Annotated in this window: 24 protein-coding genes; 10 read left to right on the top strand and 14 right to left on the bottom strand. The window is 73.8% G+C overall.

What is annotated here, in order from left to right; genetic code table 11:
* Nucleotides 1–92: 92 nt before the first annotated feature.
* The 9 genes from IH25_RS0122200 to IH25_RS0122160 form a co-directional block, all read right to left on the bottom strand.
* The gene (locus IH25_RS0122200) at nt 93–746 is read right to left on the bottom strand and encodes a maltokinase N-terminal cap-like domain-containing protein (protein WP_030613230.1); all 654 of its coding nucleotides are present in this window, start codon (nt 744–746) and stop codon (nt 93–95) included.
* 37 nt (nt 747–783) lie between these two features.
* Nucleotides 784–1,455: a spherulation-specific family 4 protein gene (locus IH25_RS0122195; RefSeq protein WP_030613227.1), complete on the bottom strand. Its 672-nt coding sequence runs from the start codon at nt 1,453–1,455 to the stop codon at nt 784–786.
* On the bottom strand, nt 1,452–2,351 hold the full coding sequence (locus IH25_RS0122190) for an NAD-dependent epimerase/dehydratase family protein (RefSeq protein ID WP_030613224.1): 900 nt from the start codon (nt 2,349–2,351) through the stop codon (nt 1,452–1,454). Before IH25_RS0122190 ends, IH25_RS0122195 begins: the two co-directional genes overlap by 4 nt.
* A 7-nt stretch (nt 2,352–2,358) precedes the next feature.
* Nucleotides 2,359–3,072, bottom strand: a complete 714-nt coding sequence (locus IH25_RS0122185) for a nucleotidyltransferase family protein (protein ID WP_030613221.1) — start codon at nt 3,070–3,072, stop codon at nt 2,359–2,361.
* 39 nt (nt 3,073–3,111) lie between these two features.
* A complete protein-coding gene (locus IH25_RS0122180; RefSeq protein ID WP_030613220.1) occupies nt 3,112–4,113 on the bottom strand; it encodes a GDP-mannose 4,6-dehydratase in 1,002 nt (333 codons plus the stop codon).
* A 41-nt stretch (nt 4,114–4,154) separates the two neighbouring features.
* Entirely contained in the window at nt 4,155–5,552 is a 1,398-nt protein-coding gene (locus IH25_RS0122175; protein ID WP_030613218.1) for a hypothetical protein, read from the bottom strand.
* Entirely contained in the window at nt 5,549–7,060 is a 1,512-nt protein-coding gene (gene pelF / locus IH25_RS0122170; RefSeq protein WP_051754075.1) for a GT4 family glycosyltransferase PelF, read from the bottom strand. Before pelF ends, IH25_RS0122175 begins: the two co-directional genes overlap by 4 nt.
* Nucleotides 7,061–7,181: 121 nt before the next feature.
* On the bottom strand, nt 7,182–9,311 hold the full coding sequence (locus IH25_RS0122165) for a hypothetical protein (RefSeq protein ID WP_030613214.1): 2,130 nt from the start codon (nt 9,309–9,311) through the stop codon (nt 7,182–7,184).
* A 396-nt stretch (nt 9,312–9,707) separates the two neighbouring features.
* Nucleotides 9,708–10,232 carry a hypothetical protein gene (locus IH25_RS0122160; RefSeq protein ID WP_030613212.1) on the bottom strand — a complete coding sequence of 175 codons (525 nt, stop codon included), beginning with the start codon at nt 10,230–10,232 and terminating at the stop codon, nt 9,708–9,710.
* A 387-nt stretch (nt 10,233–10,619) separates the two neighbouring features.
* On the opposite strand from IH25_RS0122160, the gene IH25_RS0122155 reads away from it, so the two are divergent.
* A complete protein-coding gene (locus tag IH25_RS0122155; RefSeq protein WP_030613210.1) occupies nt 10,620–10,856 on the top strand; it encodes a DUF5133 domain-containing protein in 237 nt (78 codons plus the stop codon).
* Between the two features lie 127 nt (nt 10,857–10,983).
* A complete protein-coding gene (locus IH25_RS0122150; RefSeq protein WP_030613209.1) occupies nt 10,984–11,913 on the top strand; it encodes an SGNH/GDSL hydrolase family protein in 930 nt (309 codons plus the stop codon).
* Between the two features lie 39 nt (nt 11,914–11,952).
* Here the strand turns inward: IH25_RS0122150 and pgm are convergent, their stop codons facing one another.
* Nucleotides 11,953–13,593, bottom strand: a complete 1,641-nt coding sequence (gene pgm / locus IH25_RS0122145) for a phosphoglucomutase (alpha-D-glucose-1,6-bisphosphate-dependent) (protein WP_030613205.1) — start codon at nt 13,591–13,593, stop codon at nt 11,953–11,955.
* A 349-nt stretch (nt 13,594–13,942) separates the two neighbouring features.
* Nucleotides 13,943–15,499 carry a glycine betaine/L-proline transporter ProP gene (gene proP / locus IH25_RS0122140; protein ID WP_107058437.1) on the bottom strand — a complete coding sequence of 519 codons (1,557 nt, stop codon included), beginning with the start codon at nt 15,497–15,499 and terminating at the stop codon, nt 13,943–13,945.
* 252 nt (nt 15,500–15,751) lie between these two features.
* On the opposite strand from proP, the gene IH25_RS0122135 reads away from it, so the two are divergent.
* The 8 genes from IH25_RS0122135 to IH25_RS0122100 all read left to right on the top strand — a co-directional run bounded on the left by IH25_RS0122135 (nt 15,752) and on the right by IH25_RS0122100 (nt 21,840).
* On the top strand, nt 15,752–15,931 hold the full coding sequence (locus IH25_RS0122135; RefSeq protein WP_030613200.1) for a hypothetical protein: 180 nt from the start codon (nt 15,752–15,754) through the stop codon (nt 15,929–15,931).
* A 99-nt stretch (nt 15,932–16,030) separates the two neighbouring features.
* Nucleotides 16,031–16,516 carry a cation:proton antiporter regulatory subunit gene (locus IH25_RS0122130; protein WP_030613195.1) on the top strand — a complete coding sequence of 162 codons (486 nt, stop codon included), beginning with the start codon at nt 16,031–16,033 and terminating at the stop codon, nt 16,514–16,516.
* Between the two features lie 6 nt (nt 16,517–16,522).
* Nucleotides 16,523–17,848, top strand: a complete 1,326-nt coding sequence (locus IH25_RS0122125) for a cation:proton antiporter (protein ID WP_078844360.1) — start codon at nt 16,523–16,525, stop codon at nt 17,846–17,848.
* A 32-nt stretch (nt 17,849–17,880) separates the two neighbouring features.
* Entirely contained in the window at nt 17,881–18,504 is a 624-nt protein-coding gene (locus IH25_RS0122120) for a DedA family protein (protein WP_030613189.1), read from the top strand.
* A gap of 83 nt (nt 18,505–18,587) precedes the next feature.
* Nucleotides 18,588–18,761, top strand: coding sequence for a CsbD family protein (locus IH25_RS39675; protein WP_078844359.1), 174 nt, complete (start codon nt 18,588–18,590; stop codon nt 18,759–18,761).
* Between the two features lie 242 nt (nt 18,762–19,003).
* Nucleotides 19,004–19,456 carry an ATP-binding protein gene (locus IH25_RS0122110; RefSeq protein ID WP_030613186.1) on the top strand — a complete coding sequence of 151 codons (453 nt, stop codon included), beginning with the start codon at nt 19,004–19,006 and terminating at the stop codon, nt 19,454–19,456.
* A gap of 377 nt (nt 19,457–19,833) precedes the next feature.
* Nucleotides 19,834–20,619 (top strand): HD domain-containing protein, encoded by a 786-nt coding sequence (locus tag IH25_RS0122105; protein ID WP_030613183.1) that lies wholly within the window; start codon nt 19,834–19,836, stop codon nt 20,617–20,619.
* 840 nt (nt 20,620–21,459) lie between these two features.
* Entirely contained in the window at nt 21,460–21,840 is a 381-nt protein-coding gene (locus tag IH25_RS0122100) for a hypothetical protein (protein WP_051754074.1), read from the top strand.
* Between the two features lie 69 nt (nt 21,841–21,909).
* Here IH25_RS0122100 and IH25_RS0122095 read toward each other — a convergent pair whose 3' ends face one another.
* From IH25_RS0122095 to IH25_RS0122085, 3 genes are all read right to left on the bottom strand, one after another.
* A complete protein-coding gene (locus IH25_RS0122095; RefSeq protein WP_051754073.1) occupies nt 21,910–22,968 on the bottom strand; it encodes an MASE1 domain-containing protein in 1,059 nt (352 codons plus the stop codon).
* A gap of 148 nt (nt 22,969–23,116) precedes the next feature.
* On the bottom strand, nt 23,117–23,947 hold the full coding sequence (locus tag IH25_RS0122090) for a PP2C family protein-serine/threonine phosphatase (protein ID WP_030613175.1): 831 nt from the start codon (nt 23,945–23,947) through the stop codon (nt 23,117–23,119).
* A gap of 86 nt (nt 23,948–24,033) precedes the next feature.
* A complete protein-coding gene (locus tag IH25_RS0122085) occupies nt 24,034–24,354 on the bottom strand; it encodes a hypothetical protein (protein ID WP_030613173.1) in 321 nt (106 codons plus the stop codon).
* Nucleotides 24,355–24,439: the final 85 nt, after the last annotated feature.

The raw sequence follows: 24,439 nt of genomic DNA, 5'->3' as shown, positions 1-24,439 counted from the left end.
CCCTACGGGTCATCTCGATGGGGGGAGTGGCGGTCGCGGCCTGCTCCTCCAGTGGGCAGCGTGACGGCCACCAGGCGGGCCGTACGCCGGGTTCAGGCCTGGCGCAGCGTCATGAACAGGGCCCGCAGGCGGCTGTCGTCCGGGCCCGGCCAGCCGGTGGCGATGTGGCCGAGCGCGTCGCGGGGGACCGGGGGGTGCTGTCCGGCGACGGGGGCGAGGACGCGGTGGATCTCGAGCACCGTGCCGTTCGGCGTGGGCAGGCGCGTGCCGTCGGCGTCGTCGGCCGGTTCGGGGGTGAAGCCGTCCAGGGACAGCGGGGCACCGGTGTAGGAGCGGGTCACCTCGCGGTCGGGGGTGTCGCTGACGCTCTGGGCCATCGCCCGGGCCCGGCCCTCGATCAGCGCCAGCGACTGGGTGACCAGCACCGGGTCGTGGCAGCCGTCGTACACCCAGCGCGTGCCCAGCACCCCGTGCTCCATGGTGCCGACGAGGGCGTGCTCGGCGCCCTCCAGCGGTGCCCCGCGGTAGGTGAGCGGCGCCAGGTACGCCGTCCGCCCGGGGCTCGCGGTGTCGGTGGCGACGATGAACTCGATGCCGACCTCGCCCTCGGGGTCGTCCAGCCGGAAGCCGCCGGACTTCTCCAGCACCGGCGCGGGGCCGCCGCGGTACCACGGGCGGCCGGGCAGCCAGCCGGCGAGCAGTTCGGTCTTGGTCGGCTTGAGGGTGGTGTGGTGGATGACGGCCATGCCGGTCGCTGCCTCCCGGGTGCGGTTGCTGGTCCGCTCAGCCTTGCACACCGCTGCCGCCGGTCAGCGCCGGGGTCAACGCCGCCCACGGGTTGGGGGGTTCGCCGGTCACCGGCCCGCACACCGCCGCGCCCCGCTCGTGCGCGGTGCGGACCGCGAGCGGGATCAGGGCCTCGGGGACGCCGTAGACCAGGTGGCACAGTCGCTCGGGCGGCTGCCGGGCGGTCCAGTCCGGACGGGTGAACGACGACACATAGGTGCTCCAGTGCCCCTCGAAGGTGACGGTGAGGTCGGCGAGGCGGACATAGCCGGGCGCCGGATGGACGCCCGGGTTGAGCACGACGGTCCCGGTGCCCGACCGCCTGAGGTCGCGCACCAGCCGACGGCAGGCGGGCAGCCCGTCGGGACCGGCCGTCACCCGGTCCAGGAAGCAGCCGTCGGTCGCGTACCACTCCCGGTGCCGGCGCACCTCCTCGGTGATCCGGGCGCGCTCGCGCACGCCGTAGTCGGTGTCGACGTAGCCGAGCAGCCGGGCCCCGGCGGCGCGCAGCGCCCGGGCCGCCGCCGTGAACGCGGGGTCGGGGGCGGTGCCGGGCCCGCTCGCCGGGTTGAGGACGACCGCGTAGGCGCGATCGGCCGCCCCGACCAGCCGGTGCCAGGCGCCCGGGTCGTCGGCCGGATGCACGTACAGCGGCACCAGCAGGCTCACGGCACCCGCTCCCCGGTGGCCGCCCACAGCGCGGCGAGGGCGTCGTCCAGGCTGTGCGCCGGCCGCCAGCCGAGGGCCCGGGCGGCGGCGGAGATGTCCGAGCACTGCCAGGACACGCGTGCCGAGCGCGCCGAGCCGTCCGCGCTCTCCTCCAGCCGGCCCCGGAACCCGGCGTGCCGGGCGAGGCCGTGCGCCAGTTCCCGTACCGGTACCGCCGTGCCGCCGCCGATGTTGAGCACCTTGGGCAGCGGGGCGGGGGCCGTGACGGCGCGCTCGACCGCCCGGGCCACATCGCGTACGTCGACGAAGTCGCGGTGGGCGGAGAGGTCCCCGAGGCGCACCACGGCGTCCGGGTCCCGGCCGGCCGGGCGGAGCAGGGCGGCCAGCCGGCCGGGCAGGCTCGCGGCGGGCGCGCCCGGACCGACCGGGTTGCCGATCCGCAGCACCACCGCGTCCAGGGCGGCGGAGGTGACCGCGAGGGTGCCCGCCAGCTTGGTCGCGCCGTACGGCGTGACCGGGCAGGCGGGTGCCGACTCGGTGACCTTGACGCCCGGGGTGCCCGGCCCGTACTCGGCGGCCGAGCCGAGGTGCACCAGGCGGGCGGTGGGGGCGGCCGAGCGCAGGGCCGCGCAGAGGGCGGCGGGGCCGCGGGCGTTGACCTCGGCCAGGGTCACCGGGTCGCCGCCGGTGGCGCCCGCGCAGTTGACCACGGCGTCGGGGGCCGCCGCCGCCAGGGTCTCGGCGAGGCGTTCGGGACGGTCGCGGGCGAGGTCGGCGCCGAGTCCGCCGCCGGCCGGGCGGCCTGCGGCGAGGACCTGCGCGCCCGGCAGGGCGCGCAGCCGCTCGGCCACGTGGCGGCCCAGATATCCGGTGCCGCCGAGGACGAGAATGCGCATGCGGTACTCAGGCTCCCTTGAGCAGCAGGGACTTGCGGGTGGTGAACTCGGCGTTGGCCCGGTCGTAGTCGTCGGGGCGGCCGATGTCCAGCCAGTATCCGTCGAACTCGTAGGCGTGCGGCGGGTTCTGGGCCTTCAGCAGGTCGAGGACGAGTTCGTCGAAGCCGAGCGGCAGGCCGGGCGTGTAGCCGTCCAGGGTGGCGCGGCTGAGGCCGTAGACGCCCATGGAGACGCGGTAGTCCATGCTGGGCTTCTCGGTGAACGCGACGACCTTGCTGGCGTCGGTGGTGAGCACGCCGAAGTCGATGTGCACCTTGCGGGCGTAGGTGGCGATGGTGAGCGGCGCGCCGGATTCCTGGTGGTGGCGCAGCACGTCGGCGTAGTCGAGGTCGGTGAGGACGTCGCCGTTCATCACCAGGAAGGTCTCGGGCAGCCGGTCTCTGAGGCCCAGCAGCGGGCCCATGGTGCCGAGCGGGCTGTCCTCGGTAGCGTAGTCGACGGTCATGCCCCACTGGGAGCCGTCGCCGACGTAGGCGCGGATGATCTCGCCGAGGTGGCCGATCGCGAGGGTGCAGCGGGTGAAGCCCGCGGCCGACAGCTGGCGCAGCACGATCTCCAGGATGGCGTGCTGGTCGCCGATCGGGACGAGCGGCTTGGGCAGCGCGGTGGTGTAGGGCCGCAGCCGGACGCCCTTGCCTCCGGCCAGGATCACTGCGTGCATGGGGCTCCTCCTTGGTGGGGCGATGCGTGCCGGACGGGGTCAGATGTTGTAGATGCCGGTCTTGTAGCGGGCCAGGTTGGCCGGGTCGCGGAAGAACTCCACGGTGTGGGCGAGGCCCTGTTCCAGGGTGTGCGCGGGCTGCCAGCCGGTGGCCCGGGTGAGCCGGGTGGCGTCGCAGACCAGCCGCATCACCTCGGAGCCCGCGGGCCGGATGCGGGCGGGGTCCGCGCGGACGTCGAGGGCGGTGTCCATCACCTTGCCGATCAGCGCGACCAGGTCGCCGACGGAGATCTCGCCGCCGGTGCCGGCGTTGAAGGTGCGGCCGACGACCTGCTCGGCGGGGGCGGTGCCGACGGCGAGGAACGCCCGGGCGGTGTCCTTGACGAAGGTGAAGTCCCGGGTGGGTCTGAGGTCGCCGAGGGTGATGGTGCGCTCGCCCGCCGCGACCTGGCCGATGACGGTGGGGATGACCGCGCGCATGGACTGCCGGGGCCCGAAGGTGTTGAACGGGCGCAGGGTGACGACGGGGGTGTCGAAGCTGGCGTGGTAGCTGTCGGCGAGCCGGTCCCCGCCGGCCTTCGAGGCGGCGTACGGGGACTGGGTGTTGATGGGGTGGTCCTCGGTGATGGGGACCGTCCGCGCGGTGCCGTAGGTCTCGCTGGTGGAGGTGTGCACCAGCCGGGGGGTGCCGAGGGCGCGGACGGCCTCCAGCACGTTGAGGGTGCCGGTGACGTTGGTGTCCACGTAACTGTGCGGCGCCTGGTAGGAGTACGGAATCGCGATGAGGGCGGCCAGGTGGTAGGCGACGTCGGCGCCGTCGAGCAGGGCGCGCACCGAGCCGGGGTCGCGGACGTCGCCGAGGACGATCTCCACCTGGTCCAGCACGTCGGGGGCGAGGGTCTCCAGCCAGCCGTAGGAGGAGAAGGAGTTGTACTGGGCCATGGCTCTGACCCGGTGTCCGGAGGCGACCAGGGCCTCGGTGAGGTGGGAACCGATGAAGCCCTCGGCTCCGGTGACGGCGGCGAGCGGTACGGAGGTCAACTGAGGTGTCCTTCCGATGGGTTGGCGGCGCGGGGACGGGATCAGACGTGCCGGGCGGGCCGGCCGAGCAGCAGCAGCGCGTATGTCACCAGGCCCAGGACGGCGGCGGCGCAGCACAGCGGCAGGACGGCGGGACCGGGCGGCGGGCGGAGCGTCGGGGCGAGACCGGCCACCGCGGCGGCGGCCAGACAGATGACGGCCGGCGGCCAGGCGGTGCCGAAGGCCTGGAGGAGCAGGGCGGTCCACAGGGTGGCCGCGAGGAGCAGCAGGGGGGCCGGGGCCGCTCCGGTCAGCCAGGCGGCGGGCAGCAGCGGCAGCAGGTAGGCGCCCAGACAGCCGGCCAGGACGACGGCGGAGCGCAGCAGGAAACCGGCCGGGGTGGCGGTGGCGCGCAGCGCGGCCACGGACAGGCCCCGGTAGCGGTAGAGCAGCCATTCGGCGGGTCCCATGCTGACCGTCAGCACGATCACCGCGTACGGCTCGTGCCGTCCCTCCAGCAGCACCAGCACTCCGGCGGCCAGTCCGAACAGCCCGTACGGCAGGGACCACAGCGGCCGGGGCCGGGTGCCGCCCGCGGGGGCGGCCGGGGTGGCGAGGGCGGCGCGCAGGACGTGGCCGGTGGCGGCGAGGGTGGCGAGGAGGGCCAGCAGCGGCAGCCCGGCGCGCGGCACGGTGCCGGGTTCCCACCAGGGCAGGACGGCGGTGCCCGCGATCAGCGGGGTCAGCGCGGCGAGCAGCAGCCGCTCGCGGGCCAGGACGAGCAGGACGCCGGCCGCCGCGAGGTACAGCGACTGGGCCGCCGCCGCGAGCAGTACGGCAGGGGAGCCGGCGAGCGGGGCCGCGGCGGCGGTGGCGAGGGCGGCGCCGAGCGGGGCGCCGGTCAGCAGGGTGCGGGCGGCCTCCCGGCGGCCGGTGACCAGCCGCAGATGGGCGCGGTGGCCGAGGGCCTGGCCCCAGGCCCAGGAGACCAGGCCGGCGACGATCGGCGCGGTGGTGTGCCGGCCGGGGTGCCACAGCGGGGCGGTGAGCAGGTAGGCGAGGCCGGGCAGGGCGAACAGCACGCCGCGCAGCAGGCAGCGGAGGGTGTCCGGGCGCCAGGGGTCGGCGGCGGGCGCGGGCTCCGGGTAGCTGCGGGGCACCTGTTCGTACAGGGCGGTGGCGAGGGAGAAGAGGTTCGGGTGGCCGTAGCGCTGTCTGATCTGTTCGGCGGTCAGGCCCTCGGCCTCCAGCAGGGCGGCGACCTCGTAGGGGTGGACGGCGGGGCCGATGCGGTCGGCGAGGGCGGCGGCCAGCCGGCTCACCGCCTCCGGGTCGGGGATGTGGCCGGGCAGCCGCAGGGCGAGGGTGCGGTCGTCGCCGCGGGGTGGGGGCTGGGCGAGCCGCAGGGCAAGGGTGTCCTGTTCGGCGCCGCCCGGTTCGAGCGCCATGGGCCCGCTCATCCGGCCAGGCTCCCCGCGACGGCCCCGAGGTGCTGCCCGCGTGCGGCGGGTTCGGGCAACGGGCGGGCGTGGTAGGGCAGTTCGAGGTAGATGGAGCGGAAGGTGTCGATGGTCTGGCGCAGCGTGAACTGTTCGATCACCCGCAGCCGGGCGGCCTCGCCCATCGCCCGGCGGCGTCCGGCGTCGCCGAGCAGTTCCAGGGCCGCCGCGGCCATGCGGTCCGGGTCGCGCGGCGGGACGACGAGGCCGGTGTCGCCGACGGCCTCGCGGACCCCGCCGACGTCGGTGGAGACGGTGGCCCGGCCGCAGGACATGGCCTCGATCAGGGTGAACGGGAAGCCTTCGCTGATGCTGGAGAGCATCACCACGTTCCCGGCCGCGTAGGCGTCCTTGATGTCGTCGACCCGGCCCTCGAAGGTGACGGCGTCGGCGTGGCCCAGGTCGGCGGCGAGTGCCTCGCAGCGTTCCCGGTAGGCCTCCCCGCCGCGGGGGGTGCCGCCGAAGAGGCGCAGCCGCGCCTCGGGTATCTCCTTGCGGACGAGGGCGAAGGCGCGGATGAGGGTCTCCAGGTCCTTGATGGGGTCGACGCGGCCGGCCCAGCTGAGGGTGGGTGTCTGCGGTTCGGGGCCGGCGGGCGGGAAGGCGGCCGGGTCCACGCCGTTGTAGACGGTGCGGATGGACTGCGGGTCGGCACCGCCCTGTTCCTCCCACAGCCGGTTGTAGCGGTTGCCGGGGGTGATCAGGGCGGCCCGCCGGTAGCTCTCCTCGGCCAGCAGCCGGAAGAAGCCGAGGACGACGGCCTTGACCGGCCAGCGGTAGGGGGCGGTGCGGTAGCCGAGGTAACGTTCCCGCAGGTAGACGCCGTGCTCGGTGAGCAGCAGCGGCACCTGGTGCCGCTCCAGGCCGGCCAGGCCGGGCAGCACGGCCACCCCGCCGCTGACCGCGTGGGCCACACCGTGCCGGGGCGGGGGCGCGGCGAGCGGGCGCAGGGCGTGTTCCAGCAGGGTGGTGGCGGTGACCGCGTCGTGCAGGGTGGGCCGGGCCTCCCGGACGGCGAGGCCGGGGCGGTTCCACACCCCGGCGAGCAGGGAGACGGCCCGGTCGCCGCGCAGGAAGGCGCTCAGCGCGCCCTCGGCGGCGGCCTGGGCCAGGGCGTACAGCGCGGCCGGGAAACGGTCCTCGGCCCCCGGGTCGAGCAGTGCGGTCAGGAAGCGTTCGTAGGCGTCGGCGAGCCGGGCGAGGGCCCGGCCCCGGGGCGGGCGGCCCTCGGGCGGGGCACCCCACATGGGCACGGACAGCACGCTGTGGACGTGTCCGGGCAGTTCCCATACGACGGGTTCGCGGCCGGTGCCGGTGACGGCGATGACGTCGAAGTCGAGGTCGGGCATGCCTTGGACGAGCTGGTCGCACCAGACGCTGACGCCGCCATGGCTGTGCGGGTAGGTGCCTTCGGTGAGCAGGGTGACGTGCGCGGCGCCGGGGCGGCGCGCGCCGTGCTGAACGTGCATCGATGGGGCTCCACGGCCGAGGTGTGGGGTGGTCGTGACGGTCCGGCCCGCCGGTGGGCGGACCGGACCGGGGCCCGTCCGCGCCGTGCGGGAGCGGACGGGCCCTGGGGTCGGTGCGCGTTCAGCTGTCCGGGGTGGCGGAGACCCGCTCGGTGACGCCCGCCGGGACCGCGGTGCGCGGGGCGGGCGCGGTGGGGGCGGTGGCGCCGGCCGGGTGCGCGGCGGGCACGGCGGCGGCGGACGGCAGGGTGAAGGACAGCGGGGTGCCGGCGGAGGCGGTCCAGCCGGAGACCGCGCCCGCGTACGCGGTGCCGTAGGCGGCGTTGCCCAGGGTGGTGCCGGTGGGCAGGGTCGCCGGGACGGCGGTGCCGGCCGGCCCCTGCACGGTGACGGTGGTGCCGATCCGGTAGGCGGTGACCCGGCCGGCCTGGACGGCGCTCTTCCAGGCGGCCCGGCGCTGGAGTTCGGCGCCGATGGCCTTCATCCGCAGGTTGACGACCGGGGTGTTGTCGGCGAACAGGGCGTCGTAGCCGTCGAGTACGCCGTTGAGGACCGGGTAGGCGATGCGGTCCTCGGCGAGGTTGGACTGGTGGATGAAGTGCGGCTTGGGGTCGTTGGACAGTACGTGGCCGAGGGCGATCCGGGTCTCCAGCGGCACGATGTGACCGCTGTAGCCGGTGGCGGGGTCCAGCGGGGCCGGCAGGCAGGTGGTGGTGGCCGGGTTGTCCTCGCAGATGCCGCTGCCGCCCTGGGCGCGGCTGGTGTAGAGCCAGTTGTACTCGTCGACCTGTTCGGCCGCCCGGCCCGCGTTGTAGAAGACGTTCATCGGGTAGCGGGAGACGGTGGTGGCCGGGCCGACCTTGCGCTGTTCGGGGTCGCGGGAGTTGTCGGAGGCGAGCCACTTGACGCCCTCGACGGTGAGCGAGAGGCCCAGATTGGGGTTGTCCTGCGGCTGCTGCGGCAGGATCTTCAGGCCGGAGTGCTCGCCGGTGACCAACTCGTCGGTCTCCAGCGGGAGTCCGGCGACCTGCCCCCAGACCCGGTTGGTGGCGATCTCGTAGTCGATCGTGGCGAGGCCGACCCACTTGGTGCTGCCGTCGAAGTTGGTGGCGCAGGTCCAGGGCACGACGGTGACATTCTGCTCGCAGCCGAGGAAGGCGTGCGTGTAGGTGTGGTTGATCCAGCGGAACTTGTCCCGGTCGGCGATCAGCTTGTCGGCGAGCTGGTCGACGCCGTCGTTGTCCTCGCGCTGGTCGACGCTGCCGGCGCCGTTGTAGGCCAGGTCGAAGGTGAAGTGGTGGCTGTTCTGCCAGGCAATGGCCTGGTCGACGTCCGCCGGGGTCATCCGGATCGGGTTCGGGGTGCCGGCGCCGTTCGCGCAGTCGACGTCGCCGGGGGTGCAGTTCAGCTGGGTGTCCCAGCGGTCGTCGGCGGCGAACACGTCGTCCACGTGGACGGCGAAGTAGTTGCGGGAGGCGCCGAGGTGCACCCCGCCGGTCATCCACTCCACGATCCCGCGGGCCAGCAGCCGGAACTGCTGCTGGTACTGGTTGTAGACGAAGGTGACGACCAGTTCGCGCCGCCCGTCGTGCCGGTACTCGCCGACCAGCGAGCCCTGCTTGGTGGTGCCCGGCACGGGTGCCTGCACGTACGGGGTGAAGTCGGCGCCGGCGGCGGGGGCCGACAGATAGGCGTAACTCTCGCCTACGGTGGGCGAGTTGTCCTCGAACGGGACCGCGCCGTCGAGGTAGCCGAAGGGGCCGGCCTGCCCGGCCGGGGTGACCTGGGCGCGGACGCCGTCGACGCTGCCCGAGTAACCGCCGAACGTCGGCACCTGGAGGCCGACCTGGGGCCGGGCGTAGGTGTAGGCGTCGACCTGGGGAATGGCGTAGGTCTGTTCGTAGGCGGCGAGCGCGCTCATCTCGGCGCTGCCGGCCGCGAACGGGTTGTCGTTGGGCAGGACGACGGCCTGGTACTTGGCGCGCGGGCGGCCGTCGACGGTGTCGGCGAGGAAGGCCGCGTCGATGACGGGCCGGTCGGTACGGGTGAGATCGACCTTGGTGTACGGCGTTCCGGCGGTGTCGAGTTCGGCGGCGATGGCGTCGGTGGCCGGACCCCCGTCGCTCACCACCAGGACTCTGAGGTCGATACGGGCTGTGGTGGTGTCGGCCTGGGCCGGACCGGCCGGCAGGGCGAGCGCGCCGATGAGCGCGCCCACCGTCAGGGCGGTGGTGCGTATGGTCCGCTTCATTGCGGTGAAGTCCCCTCCCCGGACAGGGGTGAGCACGGCTCCCATGGAGCGGACGCACCCCCTCGCGCGACGCCGGCGTCCCCCTCAGAAGCCGGTCGTCGACGCATCCGTCGCGTCACATGGTGATGTCTCTGTGTAGCTTTTGTGGTCGAGTTAAGAAAGATGACGGAAAAGCGCACGTGTTGGTCGCCGGCCGGGGCAACCCGGTGCACCGTTTTTCCGTCATGGTGGTGCGGTGGTACAGGGCGCGGAGCGGGTGCGGCTGGCTGGTCCGGCCGCCGTACGACGCACCGGCGGACCATGCGGTCCGCCGGGCGAGGTGTCGCGGCGCGCCCCGTGACGGGCTCGCGGCCGGGTCTGTTTCCGGCCACCGGCCGACGGCCGCCCCTGTGCCCGTCAGGCGCAGAGCACCCGGGTCTCGGGGGTGTAGACGGGTCCGCCGTTGGTGTTGCTGGTGTCGCTGAACTCGGCGTAGTAGTACGAGTAGAAGCCGATGTTGCCGTTGCAGCCGGAGTCGGCGGCGACCTGGAGGGTCAGGGTGACGGTCCGGCTCTGGCCGGGCGGGATGGTGGCGCCGTAGTTCGCGCCGAGGTTGTTCGGGCCGGTGCCGGAGCACGGGGTGCTGCCGGCCGCGGTGGCCAGGCTGCAGCCGGTGAAGCTGTACTTCAGGTCCGGGCGCTGGGTGGTCAGCCAGGTCGGGTCGATGGTCTGGTACACGAACCAGACGTCGTAGGTCTTGTTGTTGGTGAGCGTCATCGACAGCTTCACCGTGCCGCCGGGCGTGGTGGTGGCCGAGTCGGTGGCGAAGGTCAGGGTGGTCGGCGCGGGGTCGGCGCTCGCGCTGGGGGCCAGGCCGAAGACGGCGAGGAGGAAGGCGAGGACGGCGGTGAGTCCGAGGCGTCTCGGCAGAGGTGATCGCATGGCCCGGGAGGCTAGGCACGGGCCCGGCGTGGCGTCTGCACCCGTGCAGGGATCCGGAGCCGGATCGGCCGAAAGTGATCGCCGTGTGAAGAAGTTGCGGTGAAGCCGTGTCACCCCGGCCCCTGTCGCATCCGTGCACGCCGGGCGTGGTGGACACGGGAGGAGAGCGGGCCGTCGCGGGACGGTGACACACCGTACGCGGTTGGCGCGTACGCGCCGTCCCGGATACCGACGGAACGGGGGCCACCGCTTGTAAAGCGGACCATTTCCGGCCACAGGACGGATTCCGGCCGTGATACGCGGCGCCGACCGGGGCATGTACGCGTGCCTTGGGGGTATCCGGCCTGCGAATTCGATCGTCCGGCGGATCATCAGGAGGCGAAGCGCATGCTCATGGCACACCCCGCGGTACTGGAGGACCTCATCGCCCAGTACGAGACCCTGTCCCTGCTCGGGGCCGAGGAGAGCACCCCGGAGGCCCGGCAGCGGCTCGCGGACGTCTCCTACACGCTGTGCGTGGCCACCGGCACCCGGGATGTCGACATGGCCCTGATCGCCGCCCGCCACCGCCTGTCCGGGGCCCGCCCGGAGGACGACTCCCTGCTCCAGGTGTCCGGGGCCTGACCCGCCCCTCCCCGGACACCGTCGCCCCTCCCCCGGAAACCGTCGCTTCCCGCTTCTGGTCGGCGGGACGCACCGGACGGTATACAGATCCGGTCGACCCGCGAGGGCAAGCACAGGGGGAGGGCGCATGGCGCGCGAGAGACGACCGGCGAGACGGCGGGCCGCCGCCGTGGCGGCGGTGCTGGGCGGATGCGTCCTGGCCGCGTCCGGCATGGCACCACCGGCCGGCGCGCACTCCGGCGGGCACGCAGCTACGCGCCCCGGCGGGCACGGCCGCGCGGCCGCCTACGTGGCGCTCGGCGACTCCTACACCTCCGGCCCCGGCATCCCGGCGCAGGTGGACCCCGGCTGTGCCCGCTCGGACCACAACTACCCCTCGCTCGTGGCCGCCGAGCGGCGCACGAGCGCGTTCACGGACGTCAGCTGCGGCGGGGCCACGACCGCCCAGATGTGGCGGGCCCAGGGCGGCAACCCGCCCCAGCTCGACGCGCTGAACCGGCACACCGGCCTGGTGACCGTGCAGATCGGCGGCAACGACGTCGGTTTCGGCTCCATCATCGACACCTGCGCCCGGCTCTCCGCCCAGGACCCGGCGGGCAACCCCTGCGAGCGCGCGTACCGCGCCTTTGGGCACGACGAACTGGCCCTCGCCGTACTGCGTACCGCCCCGAAGGTCGACCGGGTGCTGCGTGCGGTGCGCGCCCGCGCCCCGCACGCCCGGGTGCTCGTCGTCGGCTATCCCGACCTGCTGCCCGACGACGGCGGCGGCTGCTTCCCCCAGGTCCCGTTCGCGGCGGGGGACTTCCCCTACCTGCGGGACACCGAGAAACGGCTGAACCGGATGCTGCGGCTGGTGGCCGGGGTGAACCGGGCCGAATACGTGGACACCTACGGCCCCACGGCCGGCCACGACATGTGCCAGGCGCCCGCGGACCGGTGGATCGAACCGCTCCGCCCGGCCGCGCCCGCGGCGCCCGCGCACCCCAACGCCCGGGGCGAGGCGGCCATGGCGCAGGCCGTCCTCGGCCGGCTGGAGCGGGGGCGCGGGCGCGGCTGAGCCGGGGCGGCCCCCGCCGGGAGCCGCCCCGTGGAACCGTCAGCCGCCGAGCGCGCCCAGCACCACGGCCTGGGCCTCCTCCTGCACCCGCGCCAGGTGGTCCCGGCCGAGGAAGGACTCGGCGTACACCTTGTAGACGTCCTCGGTGCCCGAGGGCCGGGCGGCGAACCAGGCGTTCTCGGTCGTGACCTTGATGCCGCCGATCGCGGCGCCGTTGCCAGGGGCCTCGGTGAGCACGGCCGTGACCGGCTCCCCGGCCAGCGTGTCCGCGGTGACCTGGGCCGGCGACAACTTGCCGAGCAGCGCCTTCTGTTCGCGGGTGGCGGGCGCGTCGATGCGGGCGTAGGCGGGGGCGCCGAAGCGGCCGGTCAGGGCGGCGTAGTGCTCCGACGGCGTCTTGTCGGTGACCGCCGTGATCTCGGCGGCGAGCAGGGCCAGGATGATGCCGTCCTTGTCGGTGGTCCACACCGAGCCGTCCCGGCGCAGGAAGGAGGCGCCGGCCGACTCCTCGCCGCCGAACCCGAGGTCGCCGCCGACGAGTCCGTCCACGAACCACTTGAACCCGACCGGCACCTCGACCAGCCGGCGGCCGAGGTCCGCGGCGACCCGGTCGATCATGGTGGAGGAGACCAGGGTCTTGCCGATGCCCGCGGCGTCCGGCCACCGCTCGCGGTGCCGGAAGAGGTAGGAGATGGCGACCGCGAGGTAGTGGTTGGGGTTCATCAGGCCCGCGTCCGGGGTGACGATGCCGTGCCGGTCGGCGTCGGCGTCGTTGCCGGTGGCGATGCGGAAGCGGTCGCGCTGCTCGATGAGGGACGCCATCGCGTGGGGCGAGGAGCAGTCCATGCGGATCTGGCCGTCCCAGTCCAGGGTCATGAACCGCCAGGTGGGGTCGGTGTGCGGGTTGACCACCGTCAGGTCGATGCCGTGCTGTTCGGCGATCCGGCCCCAGTAGGCGACGGAGGCGCCGCCGAGCGGGTCGGCGCCGATGCGCACCCCGGCCGCGCGGATGGCGTCCAGGTCCAGCACGCTGGGCAGATCGCCGACGTAGGTGCCGAGGAAGTCGTAGCGGCCGGTGGTGTCCGCGGCGAGCGCGCGGGCGTACGGCAGCCGGCGTACGTCCTTCAGGCCGCCCGCGATGATCTGGTTGGCGCGGTCCTGGATCCAGGCGGTGGCGTCGGAGGCGGCCGGGCCGCCGCTCGGCGGGTTGTACTTGAAGCCGCCGTCGGCGGGCGGGTTGTGCGAGGGGGTGACCACCACGCCGTCGGCGAGGCCCGAGGCGCGGCCCCGGTTGTGCGTCAGGATCGCGTGCGAGACGGCGGGGGTGGGCGTGTAGCCGTCCGCGTCGTCGATGAGCACGTTCACCTCGTTGGCGGCGAAGACCTCCAGCGCGGTGGCCTTCGCCGGCTCGGACAGGGCGTGTGTGTCGGCACCCAGGAAGAGCGGGCCGTCCGTGCCCTGGGCGGCACGGTATTCGCAGATGGCCTGGCTGGTGGCGGCGATGTGGTCCTCGTTGAAGGCGCTCGCCAGGGACGAGCCCCGGTGCCCCGAGGTGCCGAACGCCACCCGCTGTGCCGGGTCGGCCGGGTCGGGGTGCAGCGTGTAGTACGCCGTGACCAGCCGGGCCACGTCGACAAGGTCCTCGGGACGGGCCGGCCGGCCGGCTCGTTCGTGCGGCATGAGTACGGTTCCTCCGCATCGGTGGGTCGTTCGCTCACCGCACATCTTTCCTCGTGGGGGGCGTACCGGGCGAGTGCGCCCCACCAGCCGGGACACACCTTCGAAAGGTCGGGCCGGTGCGGGGCCGGGGCCGGCCCGGCTCCGGGCGTCTCAGCTCCCGGCGCGGACGCGGGCCGCCGCGCGTTCGGCTCGGCTGGCCGTTGAGCACGATCTGGCCGAGCCAGGCGAAGCGGGGCGCGAAGTTGAGCGTGCCGCGATGTTGTACCGCGGGTAACACCACCACGGCACGACCAGGTCAAGTCGACGGAACTACTCTTCCGCATAGCGGAGATATAGCCCGCGCGGGCCCTCAACCCCGCCGCGCCCGCTCCTGCCCCTGCTCCCGCTCCCGCTCCCGCTCCCGCGCGAAGGCGTACAGCTCCTTGGAGGTGGCGATGAGTTCGCGCCGCTCCTCCCGCGAACCGACCATCGGCTGCGAGCCCTTGAGCGGCACCTGGGCGCTCTCCGGCAGGAACCGCACGGTGAGCAGGCCGATGGCGCCGGCCAGCATCAGGTAGTAGGCGGGCATGAGGTCGTCGCCGCTCAGCTCGACCAGCGCGGCGGTGACCAGCGGGGTGGTGCCGCCGAACGCGGCGACCGCGAAGTTGAAGCCGATACCCATGGCCGCGTAGCGCACGGCGGTCGGGAACAGCGCGGGCAGGGTGGCGGCGCTGGGCGCGGCGAAGCAGGCCAGCAGCGTGGCCAGGATCAGCACCCCGGCGATCGGGGGCCAGGTGCCGTCCGCCTTGATCAGCAGGAAGGCCGGCACGGCGAGCACGATCATCGCGGCGGCTCCGACGGCGTAGAGCGGCCGTCGGCCCACCCGGTCGCTGAGCCGGCCGAGGAAGGTGATCAGGATGACGATCCACACCATGCCGACGAGCACCAGCAGGTCGGCGGAGCCGCTGGAGCGGTGCAGGGTCTCGGTCTGGTAGGTCGGCAGATAGCCGGTGACCATGTAGTTGGTGACGTTGTAGAGCAGTACCAGGCCCATGCAGACGAGCAGGGCCCGCCAGTGGTTGCGGACGATGTCCTTGAACTCGCTGCCGGCCGACTCCTGCGCCAAGGCCTTCTCGTGCTCGTCCAGCTGCTGCTGGAAGGCCGGGGACTCCTCCAGTTTCATCCGCATGTACAGACCGATCACACCGAGCGGCCCGGCGACCAGGAACGGCACGCGCCAGCCCCAGGACAGCATCTGGTCGTCGGTCAGGACCAGGTTCAGCGCGGTGACCATGGCCGAGCCGAGGGCGTAGCCGGCGAAGGTGCCGAAGTCGAGCCAGCTGGAGAGGAAGCCGCGCCGGCGGTCCGGGGAGTACTCGGCGACGAAGGTGGTGGCCCCGCCGTACTCGCCGCCGGTGGAGAAGCCCTGGACCATGCGGGCCAGCAGGAGCAGCACGGGCGCGGCGATACCGAGAGTCGCGTAGCCCGGGATGAGACCGATGGCGAAGGTGCCCGCGGCCATCATGATCATGGTGGTGGCGAGCACCTTCTGCCGGCCGATCCGGTCGCCGAGCGGCCCGAAGACCAGTCCGCCGAGGGGCCGTACTACAAAGGCGGCGGCGAAGGTCGCGAACGAGGAGATGACCTGGGCGGCCGGGGAGGCGCCGGGGAAGAACACCTTGCCGATGGTGGCGGCGAGGTAGCTGTAGACGCCGAAGTCGAACCACTCCATGCAGTTGCCGAGCGCGGAGGCGCCGACCGCGCGCCGCAGCAGCGGCGGTTCGACCACCTGGACGTCGTCGGCGCGGAAGGCCCGCCGGTTGCGGCGCAGCCTGCGGCTCAGCTCCTCGCGGACCTGGTGCGGCAGCCGGGCCACGGCCCTCGGCACCCGCGGCCCGCTCCGCGCACTTCCCTCCCCGCCGGGCATGGACTCCCCACCGGGCATGGACTCCCCGCCGGACCGCTCACCGCTCATGAGCGCCTCCTTCCGCTCGCCGTTTCGATCACCGCCTGCCCTTCTCGCCGGACCGGAAACGGAACCACTCCCTCCTGCCTTGTGAGCAGGGAATATGACGCACGCCACAGACGTAGGGAAAAAGTAGGACATAATGGAGTTCACCGGACGACGTTGTCAGCCCGCCCTTCGCGTGACCCGCGATCTCAAGGAGCCGTTCCCCGTATGGCGCACGGAGCCCACCGCAGCCCCCTTCTGCCGCCCCGCCCCGACGTGGCCCTCGCCCGCGACTGCGAGCAGTGTCTCGGCTGGGGCACCGTCGTGACCCGCGACGGCCACCACGAGCTGTGCCACGCCTGCCAGCCGGGCCCCGCCCGGGAAGAGTCCGGCAGCCCCCGCCCTTAGCCCCAGCCCCCTCGCCCCGCCCTGGAAGAATCACCTTCCGGATAGGCTCGGGTAACGGTTTCACCAAGAAATATTCAAATGCGAGGGCAGGGGGCTGCCATGAGTTCCGCACGCACCAGCAGGACACCGTTGCCGGGCATCGGGGTCCGGTACGACCTGACGACCCGCGAGCGCCGCAATCTGTCGGTGGTCGCCCACCGGGACGGTTCGCGCACCCTGAGCGCCTACCGCAGCGACGACCCCGACGCCTGCGCGCTGTCGGTCCGGCTCACCGGGCAGGAGGCGGAGGCCCTGGTGGACGCCCTGAAGCCGACCCACCACAGCCCCACCCTGCTGTCCACCACGGAACTGGGCCTGGTGGCCGAACGGATCGAGCTGTCCGGGACCTCCCACTGGAACGGACGGCTCCTCGGCGACACCCGGATGCGCACGGAGACCGGCGTGTCGATCGTGGCCGTCCTGCGCCGCGCCGAGGCGATCCCCTCCCCCGGCCCCGGCTTCCGGCTGGCCGGCGGGGACACGCTGATCGTCATCGGCACCCGCGAGGGCGTGGACGCCGCCGCCGCCATACTCGGCCGGGAGTGAGCGCCGGTGCATTCCTCCGCGGTCTTCCTGATCGAGTTCGGCGCGATCATCCTCGGCCTCGGGCTGCTCGGCCGGCTCGCCGCCCGCCTGCGGTTCTCGCCCATCCCGCTGTATCTGCTGGCCGGGCTGGCCTTCGGTGAGGGCGGACTGCTGCCGCTCGGCACCAGCGAGGAGTTCGTGGCCATCGGCGCCGAGATCGGTGTCGTCCTCCTGCTGCTGATGCTGGGCCTCGAGTACACGGCCGGCGACCTGGTCTCCAACCTGAAAACGCAGTACCCGGCCGGCATCGTCGACGCCACCCTCAACGCCCTGCCCGGCGCCGCCATGGCCCTGCTGCTGGGCTGGGGCCCGATCGCCGCCGTCGTCCTGGCCGGCATCACCTGGATCTCCTCCTCCGGCGTCATCGCCAAGGTCCTCGGCGACCTGGGCCGGATCGGCAACCGGGAGACCCCGGTGATCCTCAGCATCCTGGTGCTGGAGGACCTGTCCATGGCGGTCTACCTGCCCGTCGTCACCGCCCTGCTGGCCGGCACCGGCATCGCCGCGGGCAGCGTGACGCTGGCCATCGCGCTCGGTGTGGCGGGCGTGGTGCTGCTGGTGGCGGTGCGCTACGGCCGGCACATCTCCCGCTTCGTCTCCACCGACGACCCCGAGAAGCTGCTGCTGGTGGTGCTCGGCCTGACCCTGGTGGTCGCCGGGGTCGCCCAGCAGCTCCAGGTCTCGGCGGCGGTCGGCGCGTTCCTGGTGGGCATCGCCCTGTCCGGGGAGGTCGCCGAGGGCGCGCACAACCTGCTGGCGCCGCTGCGGGACCTGTTCGCGGCGGTGTTCTTCGTCTTCTTCGGCCTGCACACCGATCCGGCGAGCATTCCGCCGGTGCTGCTGCCCGCGCTCGCCCTGGCCGCCGTCACCACCCTCACCAAGATCGCCACCGGCTGGTGGGCGGCCCGCCGCGCGGGCATCTCCGGCCGGGGCCGCTGGCGGGCCGGCGGCACCCTGGTGGCCCGCGGCGAGTTCTCCATCGTCATCGCGGGACTCGCCGTCACCTCCGGCATCGACTCCGACCTCGGCCCGCTGGCCACGGCTTATGTGCTGATCCTGGTCGTCATCGGCCCGCTCACCGCCCGGTACACCGAGCCGCTCGCCCTCCGGCTGACCGGCGGCCGGGGCGGCGCGCGCCCGGCACCGGAGCCGGGGGCCGAGCGTGAGGTGTCGGCCGGGACGGGGGCCGGACGTGAGGCGGAGGCCGGGACGGAGGCTGAGACGCTAGCCGGGACCGAAGGCGGCCCGGACCCCCTCGCCCCGGACCAGGAGACCCCGGTCAGCCGCTCCTGATCACCGCCGCGGCACCGACGTACGGTGGAGACATGTCGTCGCCTCCCCTACCGGGACCGCTGGCCCATCTGGAACCGCTGCTCGGCCACTACGGCTACTGGGCCGTGGGGGCCGTGGTCTTCGTGGAGGACTTCGGGGTCCCCGCGCCCGGCGAGACGATGCTCATCGCGGCGGGGGTGTACGCGGGCGCGGGGCGGCTGAACGTGGTGGCCGTGGGGCTCATCGCGTTCGCCGCGGCCGTCGCCGGGGACAACCTCGGCTATCTGATCGGCCGGGTCGGCGGACGGGCCTTCGTACACCGGTGGGGCCGGTTTGTCTTCCTCACCCCGAAGCGGTTCGAGGCCGCCGAGGGATTCTTCACCCGGCACGGCGGCAAGATCGTGACCGTGGCCCGGTTCGTGGAGGGCCTGCGCCAGGCCAACGGCATCATCGCGGGCACGACCGGCATGCACTGGCGCCGCTTCCTCGCCTTCAACGCCCTCGGCGCGGCCCTGTGGGTCGGACTGTGGACCACCCTGGCCTCTCTGGCCGGCGACCACATCACCGCGATCTACGACGAGATCAGGCGCTACCAGCTGTACGTCGTCCTCGGCGTCGCCGTCGTGATCACGGGGTTCGTCGTACGCCACCTCGTGCGGCGGCACCGCGCCCGCTGATCCGCCACCGGGTTTGGACGCCCGCGCAGCGGCAATCCGGAGGGTGACCACAGACCGCGTCGTACGTTGGGAAGTGACACACGATGGCCGGCAACCAGAAGGCCAAGGGCAAGGCGGAGCAGGCCAAGGGCAAGGCGAAGGAAGCCCTGGGCCGCGCCGTCGGCAACGAGCGCATGGAGGCCGAGGGCCGCGCGCAGGGCGCCAAGGGAGACGCCCGGCAGGCCAAGGAGAAGACGAAGGACGTCTTCAAGCACTGAGAAGACGGCTCCGACCACCGAGGTGTGTGCCGGTCCGGCCACCGAACGGGCCCGGGAGTTCCCGCGCGAGCGGAGGTCCCGGGCCCGTTCACGCGCGCCGGGCCCGGTCATTCGTGCGCATCCGGAGGATTCCTCGCAAACGTCCCCTTGACCCGCCGCCCAGCGGGTAGCCGAGCAGGGACGGCACGGCACCCCTGTGCACAGGAAGGGCCCCTGACCCCGGAGGAAAAGGGCGACAAGGTATGGACATCCCGCTCAGGACGCACGCGACGACCACCCGGGACCGCCCGGCGGTCCTGCGGTACAGCCGCACCTGGGACGCCGGCGTCTCCAGCATCGCCGAGGCCAGAGACGCCGTCGCCGACCTGCTCGCGCGGGCTCGGCCGGCCCCCGCACGGCGTTCGGTGCAGGATGCCCAGCTGGTCGTCAGCGAACTCGTCACCAACGCGGCCAAGCACGCGCCCGGCCCCTGCGCGCTGGGCCTGGAGCTGCTGCCGGGCGCGCGGGCCCTGCGCGTCACCGTCACGGACACCTCCCGGGAACCGCCACGCAGGCGGCCACCGGACCCCCGCCGGGTCGGCGGCCACGGTCTGCACCTGGTGGCGATGCTCGCCCGCGGTCTGGAGGTGACCTGGCTGGCCCACGGCAAGCGGGTCACGGTGACCGTACCGCTGACCGCGCAAGCCTCCGCCTGACCGGCAGCGCCTCCCCACCCTCCGCCAGCCGCGGTCACCCGCCCACGTGCGTGTCTCCCTCGACTCGCAGCCCGGCTGGTACGTGGGACGTGTGTCCCACGGGGGCGCTGTTCCGCACCGAGTGATGAAGCGGCCTGCTGACGGCGGGCGGCGCGGCCCTGCTCCTCGGCGTGTTCCACGCCGGTGGCATCGGCGGAGGGCCCGGCGTGCACGGTCCTGCCGCAGCGGGAACGCCGGGAGGCGCTCGGGGACGCCTCTGACCGGGCCGGTCAGCGGCTGGCGGAATCCCGTGACTGTCTGTCACTTTCGCCGCTGTCGGCCCATAGCCGCCGTTCCTAGGCTCACGGTGACCAGTCGCCCGTGAGAGGAACACGCAGATGACCGAGGCACACACCGACCGACGCGACGTAACCCGGCGCACGATGCTCCAGCGCGGGGCCGGTATCGCCGCGGTCGGCGCGGCGGCCGCGTTCGCCGGTCCGCCCGCCGCCGCCCACGCCCGGACGGGCCCGGCCAACGGCGCGCTGCCCTCGGCGGTGGCCGGGGTCCGCATCCCCGACAGCGGGCTGGCCCGGCACACCGTGGCCTTCGCGCGCAGTGTCAGCTCGCCGTCGCTCTTCAACCACGTGCTGCGCAGCTATGTCTTCGGCGCGCTGGTGTTCGACCGGCAGGGGGCGCGCTACGACCGGGAGCTGGGGTTCGTCGCCGCCGTGCTGCACGACCTCGGGCTGGTGGAGGCGTTCCAGACCCCGGCCGAGCGCTTCGAGGTCGACGGCGCCGACGCCGCGCGCCGCTTCCTGCACCGGCTGCGTGTGCCCGCCGGGCGGGTGGACGTGGTCTGGGATGCGATCGCCCTGCACACCAGCGCGGGCATCGCGGCCCGCAAGAGGCCGGAGATCGCCCTGGTCTCGGTGGGTTCCGCACTCGACTTCACGGGCAACGGGCTGGACAAGATCCCGTCCGACGCGCTGGCGGAGGTGCTCGACGCTTTCCCCCGGCTGGAGTTCAAGAAGGTCGCGCTGGAGACGATCCTGTCGCTGTGCCGCACCAAGCCCATGGGAGAGGTGATGCACCCGTTCGCCGAGGTCGGCCGCCGTCACCTCCCCGGCTTCCCGGTGCCCTCCGCGGAGGACCTGCTGATGAACGCGCCGTTCGCGGAATGAGCGGGCCCGGGGCCCGGGGACGCCGCCCGGGCCCCGCGTTCCTCCCGGCCGACCCGCTTCCAGGTGGCCGCCGCGGCGGTGACACAGGCACCGGCCGGCGTCGTCCAGCCGCTGCCGGGTGCGGGCCGGGACCGGCCGCCGCGAGCAGCACGGGCTGGGTGACCAGGGCCCCGCACGGTGGCCGCAGGGCACCGAGGTCACCCAGGACCGCCCAGGCGTGCGTGAGCACCAGCAGCGGCATGGCGACGGCGGCGGGGACGGCGATCCGCTCCCACAGCGGGGAGCGGCGCAGGGCGGGGACGGCGGCCGGGATCGCGGCGCTCGGCGGCGTCGGCCCGGGGGCGGACGCCCCGGTGGCGCAGGAGCGTCCAGGCGAGCAGGCCGAGGACGGCGAGGAACACGGCTCCGGTGATGGCCGCCTCCACCGTGAACACCGTGCCGAAGACGTGACGCTGCCTCACGGCGCCACCGCCTTCGCCCCGCCGCCCCTGACCGTCGTCCGATCGCTGCCGTCACTCACTCGGGGACCGCGACCAACCGGACACTACGGGCAGCTTGTCCGGTCCGGGTACCGACACACCGCGGCTTCTCCAGGGGCCGACACACCACGGCTCCGGTGCCGACACACCGCGTCGGCCCGGACCGGGCGCGGCGGCGCGCCTGCCGGGGTGTCCCCGGCTGTCCGTGCTGGTACCGGCCGCTGCTCCATGGCGCCCCCTCCCTCCCGGTCCGGCCCTGTGCCCGTGCGGGTCCGGCCCATCGTCCCCGCCGCCCGCGCGGCACCGTCCCACCCGCCGGACGCACGTTGGCGGTGGCCGCCGCCCGGGTACTCGGCGCCGCATGAACGCACGCGAGCACGAGCACGAGCACGAATACGACCGCGACCACGACCGGCGGAACGAGGACGCGACGGAGGCCGGGCGGGCGGCGCGGCGCCGGCGCGAGGAGGAGCGCGAGCGGGCCGGGGCCGAGCCGTTCGACTACCCGTACCCGGAGCGCCGGGCCGGGGTTAGGGCCCGGCGCCACATCAGCGAGGCACAGGCCGCCGCCGACACCCCGCCGGGGATTCCCGGGGGCTACGGCACGACGGGCGGCGGTCAGGCCGGCGCGACGGGCGCCGCCCATCCCCCGGTCCCCGAGCGCCGTACCACCTCGCGCGGAACACCTGCCGCCGAGCCCGGCAGCGACGACGAGGGACCGACGAACCGCTCGGAGCGCTGACGCCACCGCGCGGGCGGGAATGGGCGGGGATGGTCGATCGATGCCGTGGTCCGGGTCCGGCCGGGCCGGTCAGGGGATGCCGGACGGGCTGGAGCGGTCGTCGGTGTCGCCCGGGTCGCCGGAGCCGTCGGAGTCGCCGGATTCGTCGGTGTGCGGGCGTGGCCGGGGTGGCGGGGCCTCGCCCGCGGTGAGGTGTTCGAGGACCTCGACCAGTTCCTGGCAGGCCTTCTCGACCGAGTCGCGGGTGTTGCGCTGCTCGATGATCACGGCGGACAGCAGCAGCGCGGTCAGGGCGGTGGCTCCGTTGAACGCCTGGAGTTTCAGCATCACCGCGATCCGGTCGAGTCCGGCGAACGCGCCGACGCCGTCGGTCGCGGCGACGGTGGCCACCACGGAGGTCAGCAGCGCGCAGAGCACGCTTCCCACCAGCTGGAAGCGCAGCGCGGCCCAGATGACGACCGGGTAGACGAGGAAGAGCGTGCTGATGGGGCTGTAGGCGGCCAGCGGCACCAGCAGACAGGCGACGACGGCCAGCGCGGTCGCCTCCCGCCAGCGGCCCAGCGGCAACGGCAGGCGGGCGCGGTGCAGCGACAGCAGCAGCGGGGTGACGATGAGGACGCCCATCGCGTCCCCCACCCACCAGGCGAGCCAGACGGGCCAGAAACTGGCCGCGGGCAGCCCGTCCGTGAGGACGAGGAAGCCGGCTCCGACGGTCGCGCTGATCAGCATGGCCGCCAGCGCGGCCAGGAACACCAGGGCGAGGCCGTCGCGCAACCGGCTCAGGTCGGTACGGAAGCCGGCCCGGCGCAGCAGGAGCGCCGCGCACAGGGGGGCCGCGGTGTTGCCGAAGAGGACCCCGAGGACCTCGACGCCGGGCGTGGTCAGGGACAGCACCGCGAGGAAGGCACCGAGCGTGACGCCGGGCCAGCAGCGCAGGCCGAAGATCAGCAGGGCGGCGACGGCGACGCCGGTGGGGGGCCAGATGGGGGTGACGACGGCGCCCTCGACGGTCAGCTCGCGCAGCAGGCCGAGCCGGGCCGCCGCGTAATAGCAGGCGGCGACGGCGACCACCCGGACGGCAAGGCCGCCCGGTCGGCGCGGTTCCGCGATACCCACCACAGCAGCCATCTCACACCGGCGGGCGCGGCACGGCGAGGCGAGGCGCGGTCTCGTCCGGCTTTATGGCTGAACACCGGGCCACCACGGAACCCGCCCGCCGGGCCGCCGGGCCGCCGAGGGAACGGGCCGAAGCCGGAGCCGGTCAGGTCAGGTCAGGTCAGGTCACGGTGGAGGGGCCGTCGAGGCCGACGACCAGGACGGCGGCGTCGTCCTCGTGTCCGACGCTCTCCGCGCCCCTGATCACGGCCGCCGCGAGCGCGTGGGCCTCCAGACCGGCGACGGCGGCTATGCCCGCGAGCCGGACGACCTGGTCCAGGCCGTCCTCGATGTTCAGCGAGGGCCCCTCCACGACACCGTCGGTGAGCAGCACGAACACTCCACCGGTGGTGAGCCGGTGCCGGGTGACCGGGAACTCGACGCCCCGTTCGATGCCGAGCGGTGGTCCGCCCTCGTCGTCGACCACCCCGGACTTCCCGTCGGCCGTGGCCCACACGAACGGGATGTGACCGGCCCGCGCGCTCTCCAGCACCCCGGTGGCCGGGTCGAGCCGCATGAACGTGCAGGTGGCGAACAGTTCGCTGCCCAGGGAGAGCAGCAGGTCGTTGGTACGGGCCAGCAGCTCGCCCGGCTCCCCGGTGACCGAGGCGAGCGCCCGCAGCCCGGCCCTGACCTGGCCCATGAAGGCCGCGGCCTCGATGTTGTGCCCCTGTACGTCGCCGATGGACAGCCCTATCCGGCCGTCGGGCATGGTGAAGGCGTCGTACCAGTCGCCGCCCACGTTGAGGCCGAGGTTGGCGGGCGTGTACCGCACCGCGACGTGGACGCCGGGGGCGTCGGGCAGGTCCCGGGGAAGCATGCCCCGCTGGAGGGCGACGGCCAGCTCGACCTGGGTGCGCTGGAGCTGGGCACGACGACGCGCCTGGGCGGTGAGCGAACCGAGTCGGGCGAGCAACTCGTCGCCTTCGTCCGTGGAGCGCTTGCGGGGCATCGATCACTTCCGGCGGGGCGGTGACTCTCGGCGGGCCGGTAGCCCGAATTTTCAGCAAACGCCTAGATTTTACCTATTTAGGATGATCAGCGGATTTCGGAGTCGATGCCGGTGACCACCGCGGGGCCGAGCGGTGCGCTGCGCTCGTCGAGTCCCGCGTCCCGCAGCGCGTCGCCGGCGAGCCGGCGGGCCGCCTCCTCGGCGTGCGGGCGGGTGTCCGCGTCGACGGTCAGGCGCAGGGTGAAGGTGTTGTCGTCGTTGACGCTGAGCACGTCCAGGTCCTCCGCGTTGCCCATGCGGGTGCCGTGCGGATCGGCGGGCCGGAGCGCCCTGGCCAGCCGGGTACGGGTGTCGGTCCCGATCCCGGCGGTGAAGGTGCCGGGGACGCTGATCACATAGGTCGTCATGAGACGGTCCTTTCCTCGGGCGTCCCCCCGTCTACCCCGTTTCCGGGGCTTCGCACGGCCCCGGCGGGACAACGCGCCCGGCCGG

Source organism: Streptomyces achromogenes subsp. achromogenes (genome assembly GCF_000720835.1).
In the GTDB taxonomy this organism is placed as follows: domain Bacteria; phylum Actinomycetota; class Actinomycetes; order Streptomycetales; family Streptomycetaceae; genus Streptomyces; species Streptomyces achromogenes.
The sequence above is the reverse complement of the archived record's forward strand: the minus strand, read 5'-3'. Positions and strand labels throughout refer to the sequence as shown.

Bases quoted from the DNA above. Each gene is read 5' to 3' on its own strand.
- IH25_RS0122200 (WP_030613230.1), bottom strand. From the start codon at position 746: ATGGCCGTCATCCACCACACCACCCTCAAGCCGACCAAGACCGAACTG.
- IH25_RS0122190 (WP_030613224.1), bottom strand. From the start codon at position 2,351: ATGCGCATTCTCGTCCTCGGCGGCACCGGATATCTGGGCCGCCACGTG.
- IH25_RS0122185 (WP_030613221.1), bottom strand. From the start codon at position 3,072: ATGCACGCAGTGATCCTGGCCGGAGGCAAGGGCGTCCGGCTGCGGCCC.
- IH25_RS0122175 (WP_030613218.1), bottom strand. From the start codon at position 5,552: ATGAGCGGGCCCATGGCGCTCGAACCGGGCGGCGCCGAACAGGACACC.
- pelF (WP_051754075.1), bottom strand. From the start codon at position 7,060: ATGCACGTTCAGCACGGCGCGCGCCGCCCCGGCGCCGCGCACGTCACC.
- IH25_RS0122165 (WP_030613214.1), bottom strand. From the start codon at position 9,311: ATGAAGCGGACCATACGCACCACCGCCCTGACGGTGGGCGCGCTCATC.
- IH25_RS0122160 (WP_030613212.1), bottom strand. From the start codon at position 10,232: ATGCGATCACCTCTGCCGAGACGCCTCGGACTCACCGCCGTCCTCGCC.
- IH25_RS0122155 (WP_030613210.1), top strand. From the start codon at position 10,620: ATGCTCATGGCACACCCCGCGGTACTGGAGGACCTCATCGCCCAGTAC.
- IH25_RS0122150 (WP_030613209.1), top strand. From the start codon at position 10,984: ATGGCGCGCGAGAGACGACCGGCGAGACGGCGGGCCGCCGCCGTGGCG.
- pgm (WP_030613205.1), bottom strand. From the start codon at position 13,593: ATGCCGCACGAACGAGCCGGCCGGCCGGCCCGTCCCGAGGACCTTGTC.
- proP (WP_107058437.1), bottom strand. From the start codon at position 15,499: ATGCCCGGCGGGGAGGGAAGTGCGCGGAGCGGGCCGCGGGTGCCGAGG.
- IH25_RS0122135 (WP_030613200.1), top strand. From the start codon at position 15,752: ATGGCGCACGGAGCCCACCGCAGCCCCCTTCTGCCGCCCCGCCCCGAC.
- IH25_RS0122130 (WP_030613195.1), top strand. From the start codon at position 16,031: ATGAGTTCCGCACGCACCAGCAGGACACCGTTGCCGGGCATCGGGGTC.
- IH25_RS0122120 (WP_030613189.1), top strand. From the start codon at position 17,881: ATGTCGTCGCCTCCCCTACCGGGACCGCTGGCCCATCTGGAACCGCTG.
- IH25_RS39675 (WP_078844359.1), top strand. From the start codon at position 18,588: ATGGCCGGCAACCAGAAGGCCAAGGGCAAGGCGGAGCAGGCCAAGGGC.
- IH25_RS0122110 (WP_030613186.1), top strand. From the start codon at position 19,004: ATGGACATCCCGCTCAGGACGCACGCGACGACCACCCGGGACCGCCCG.
- IH25_RS0122105 (WP_030613183.1), top strand. From the start codon at position 19,834: ATGACCGAGGCACACACCGACCGACGCGACGTAACCCGGCGCACGATG.
- IH25_RS0122100 (WP_051754074.1), top strand. From the start codon at position 21,460: ATGAACGCACGCGAGCACGAGCACGAGCACGAATACGACCGCGACCAC.
- IH25_RS0122095 (WP_051754073.1), bottom strand. From the start codon at position 22,968: ATGGCTGCTGTGGTGGGTATCGCGGAACCGCGCCGACCGGGCGGCCTT.
- IH25_RS0122090 (WP_030613175.1), bottom strand. From the start codon at position 23,947: ATGCCCCGCAAGCGCTCCACGGACGAAGGCGACGAGTTGCTCGCCCGA.
- IH25_RS0122085 (WP_030613173.1), bottom strand. From the start codon at position 24,354: ATGACGACCTATGTGATCAGCGTCCCCGGCACCTTCACCGCCGGGATC.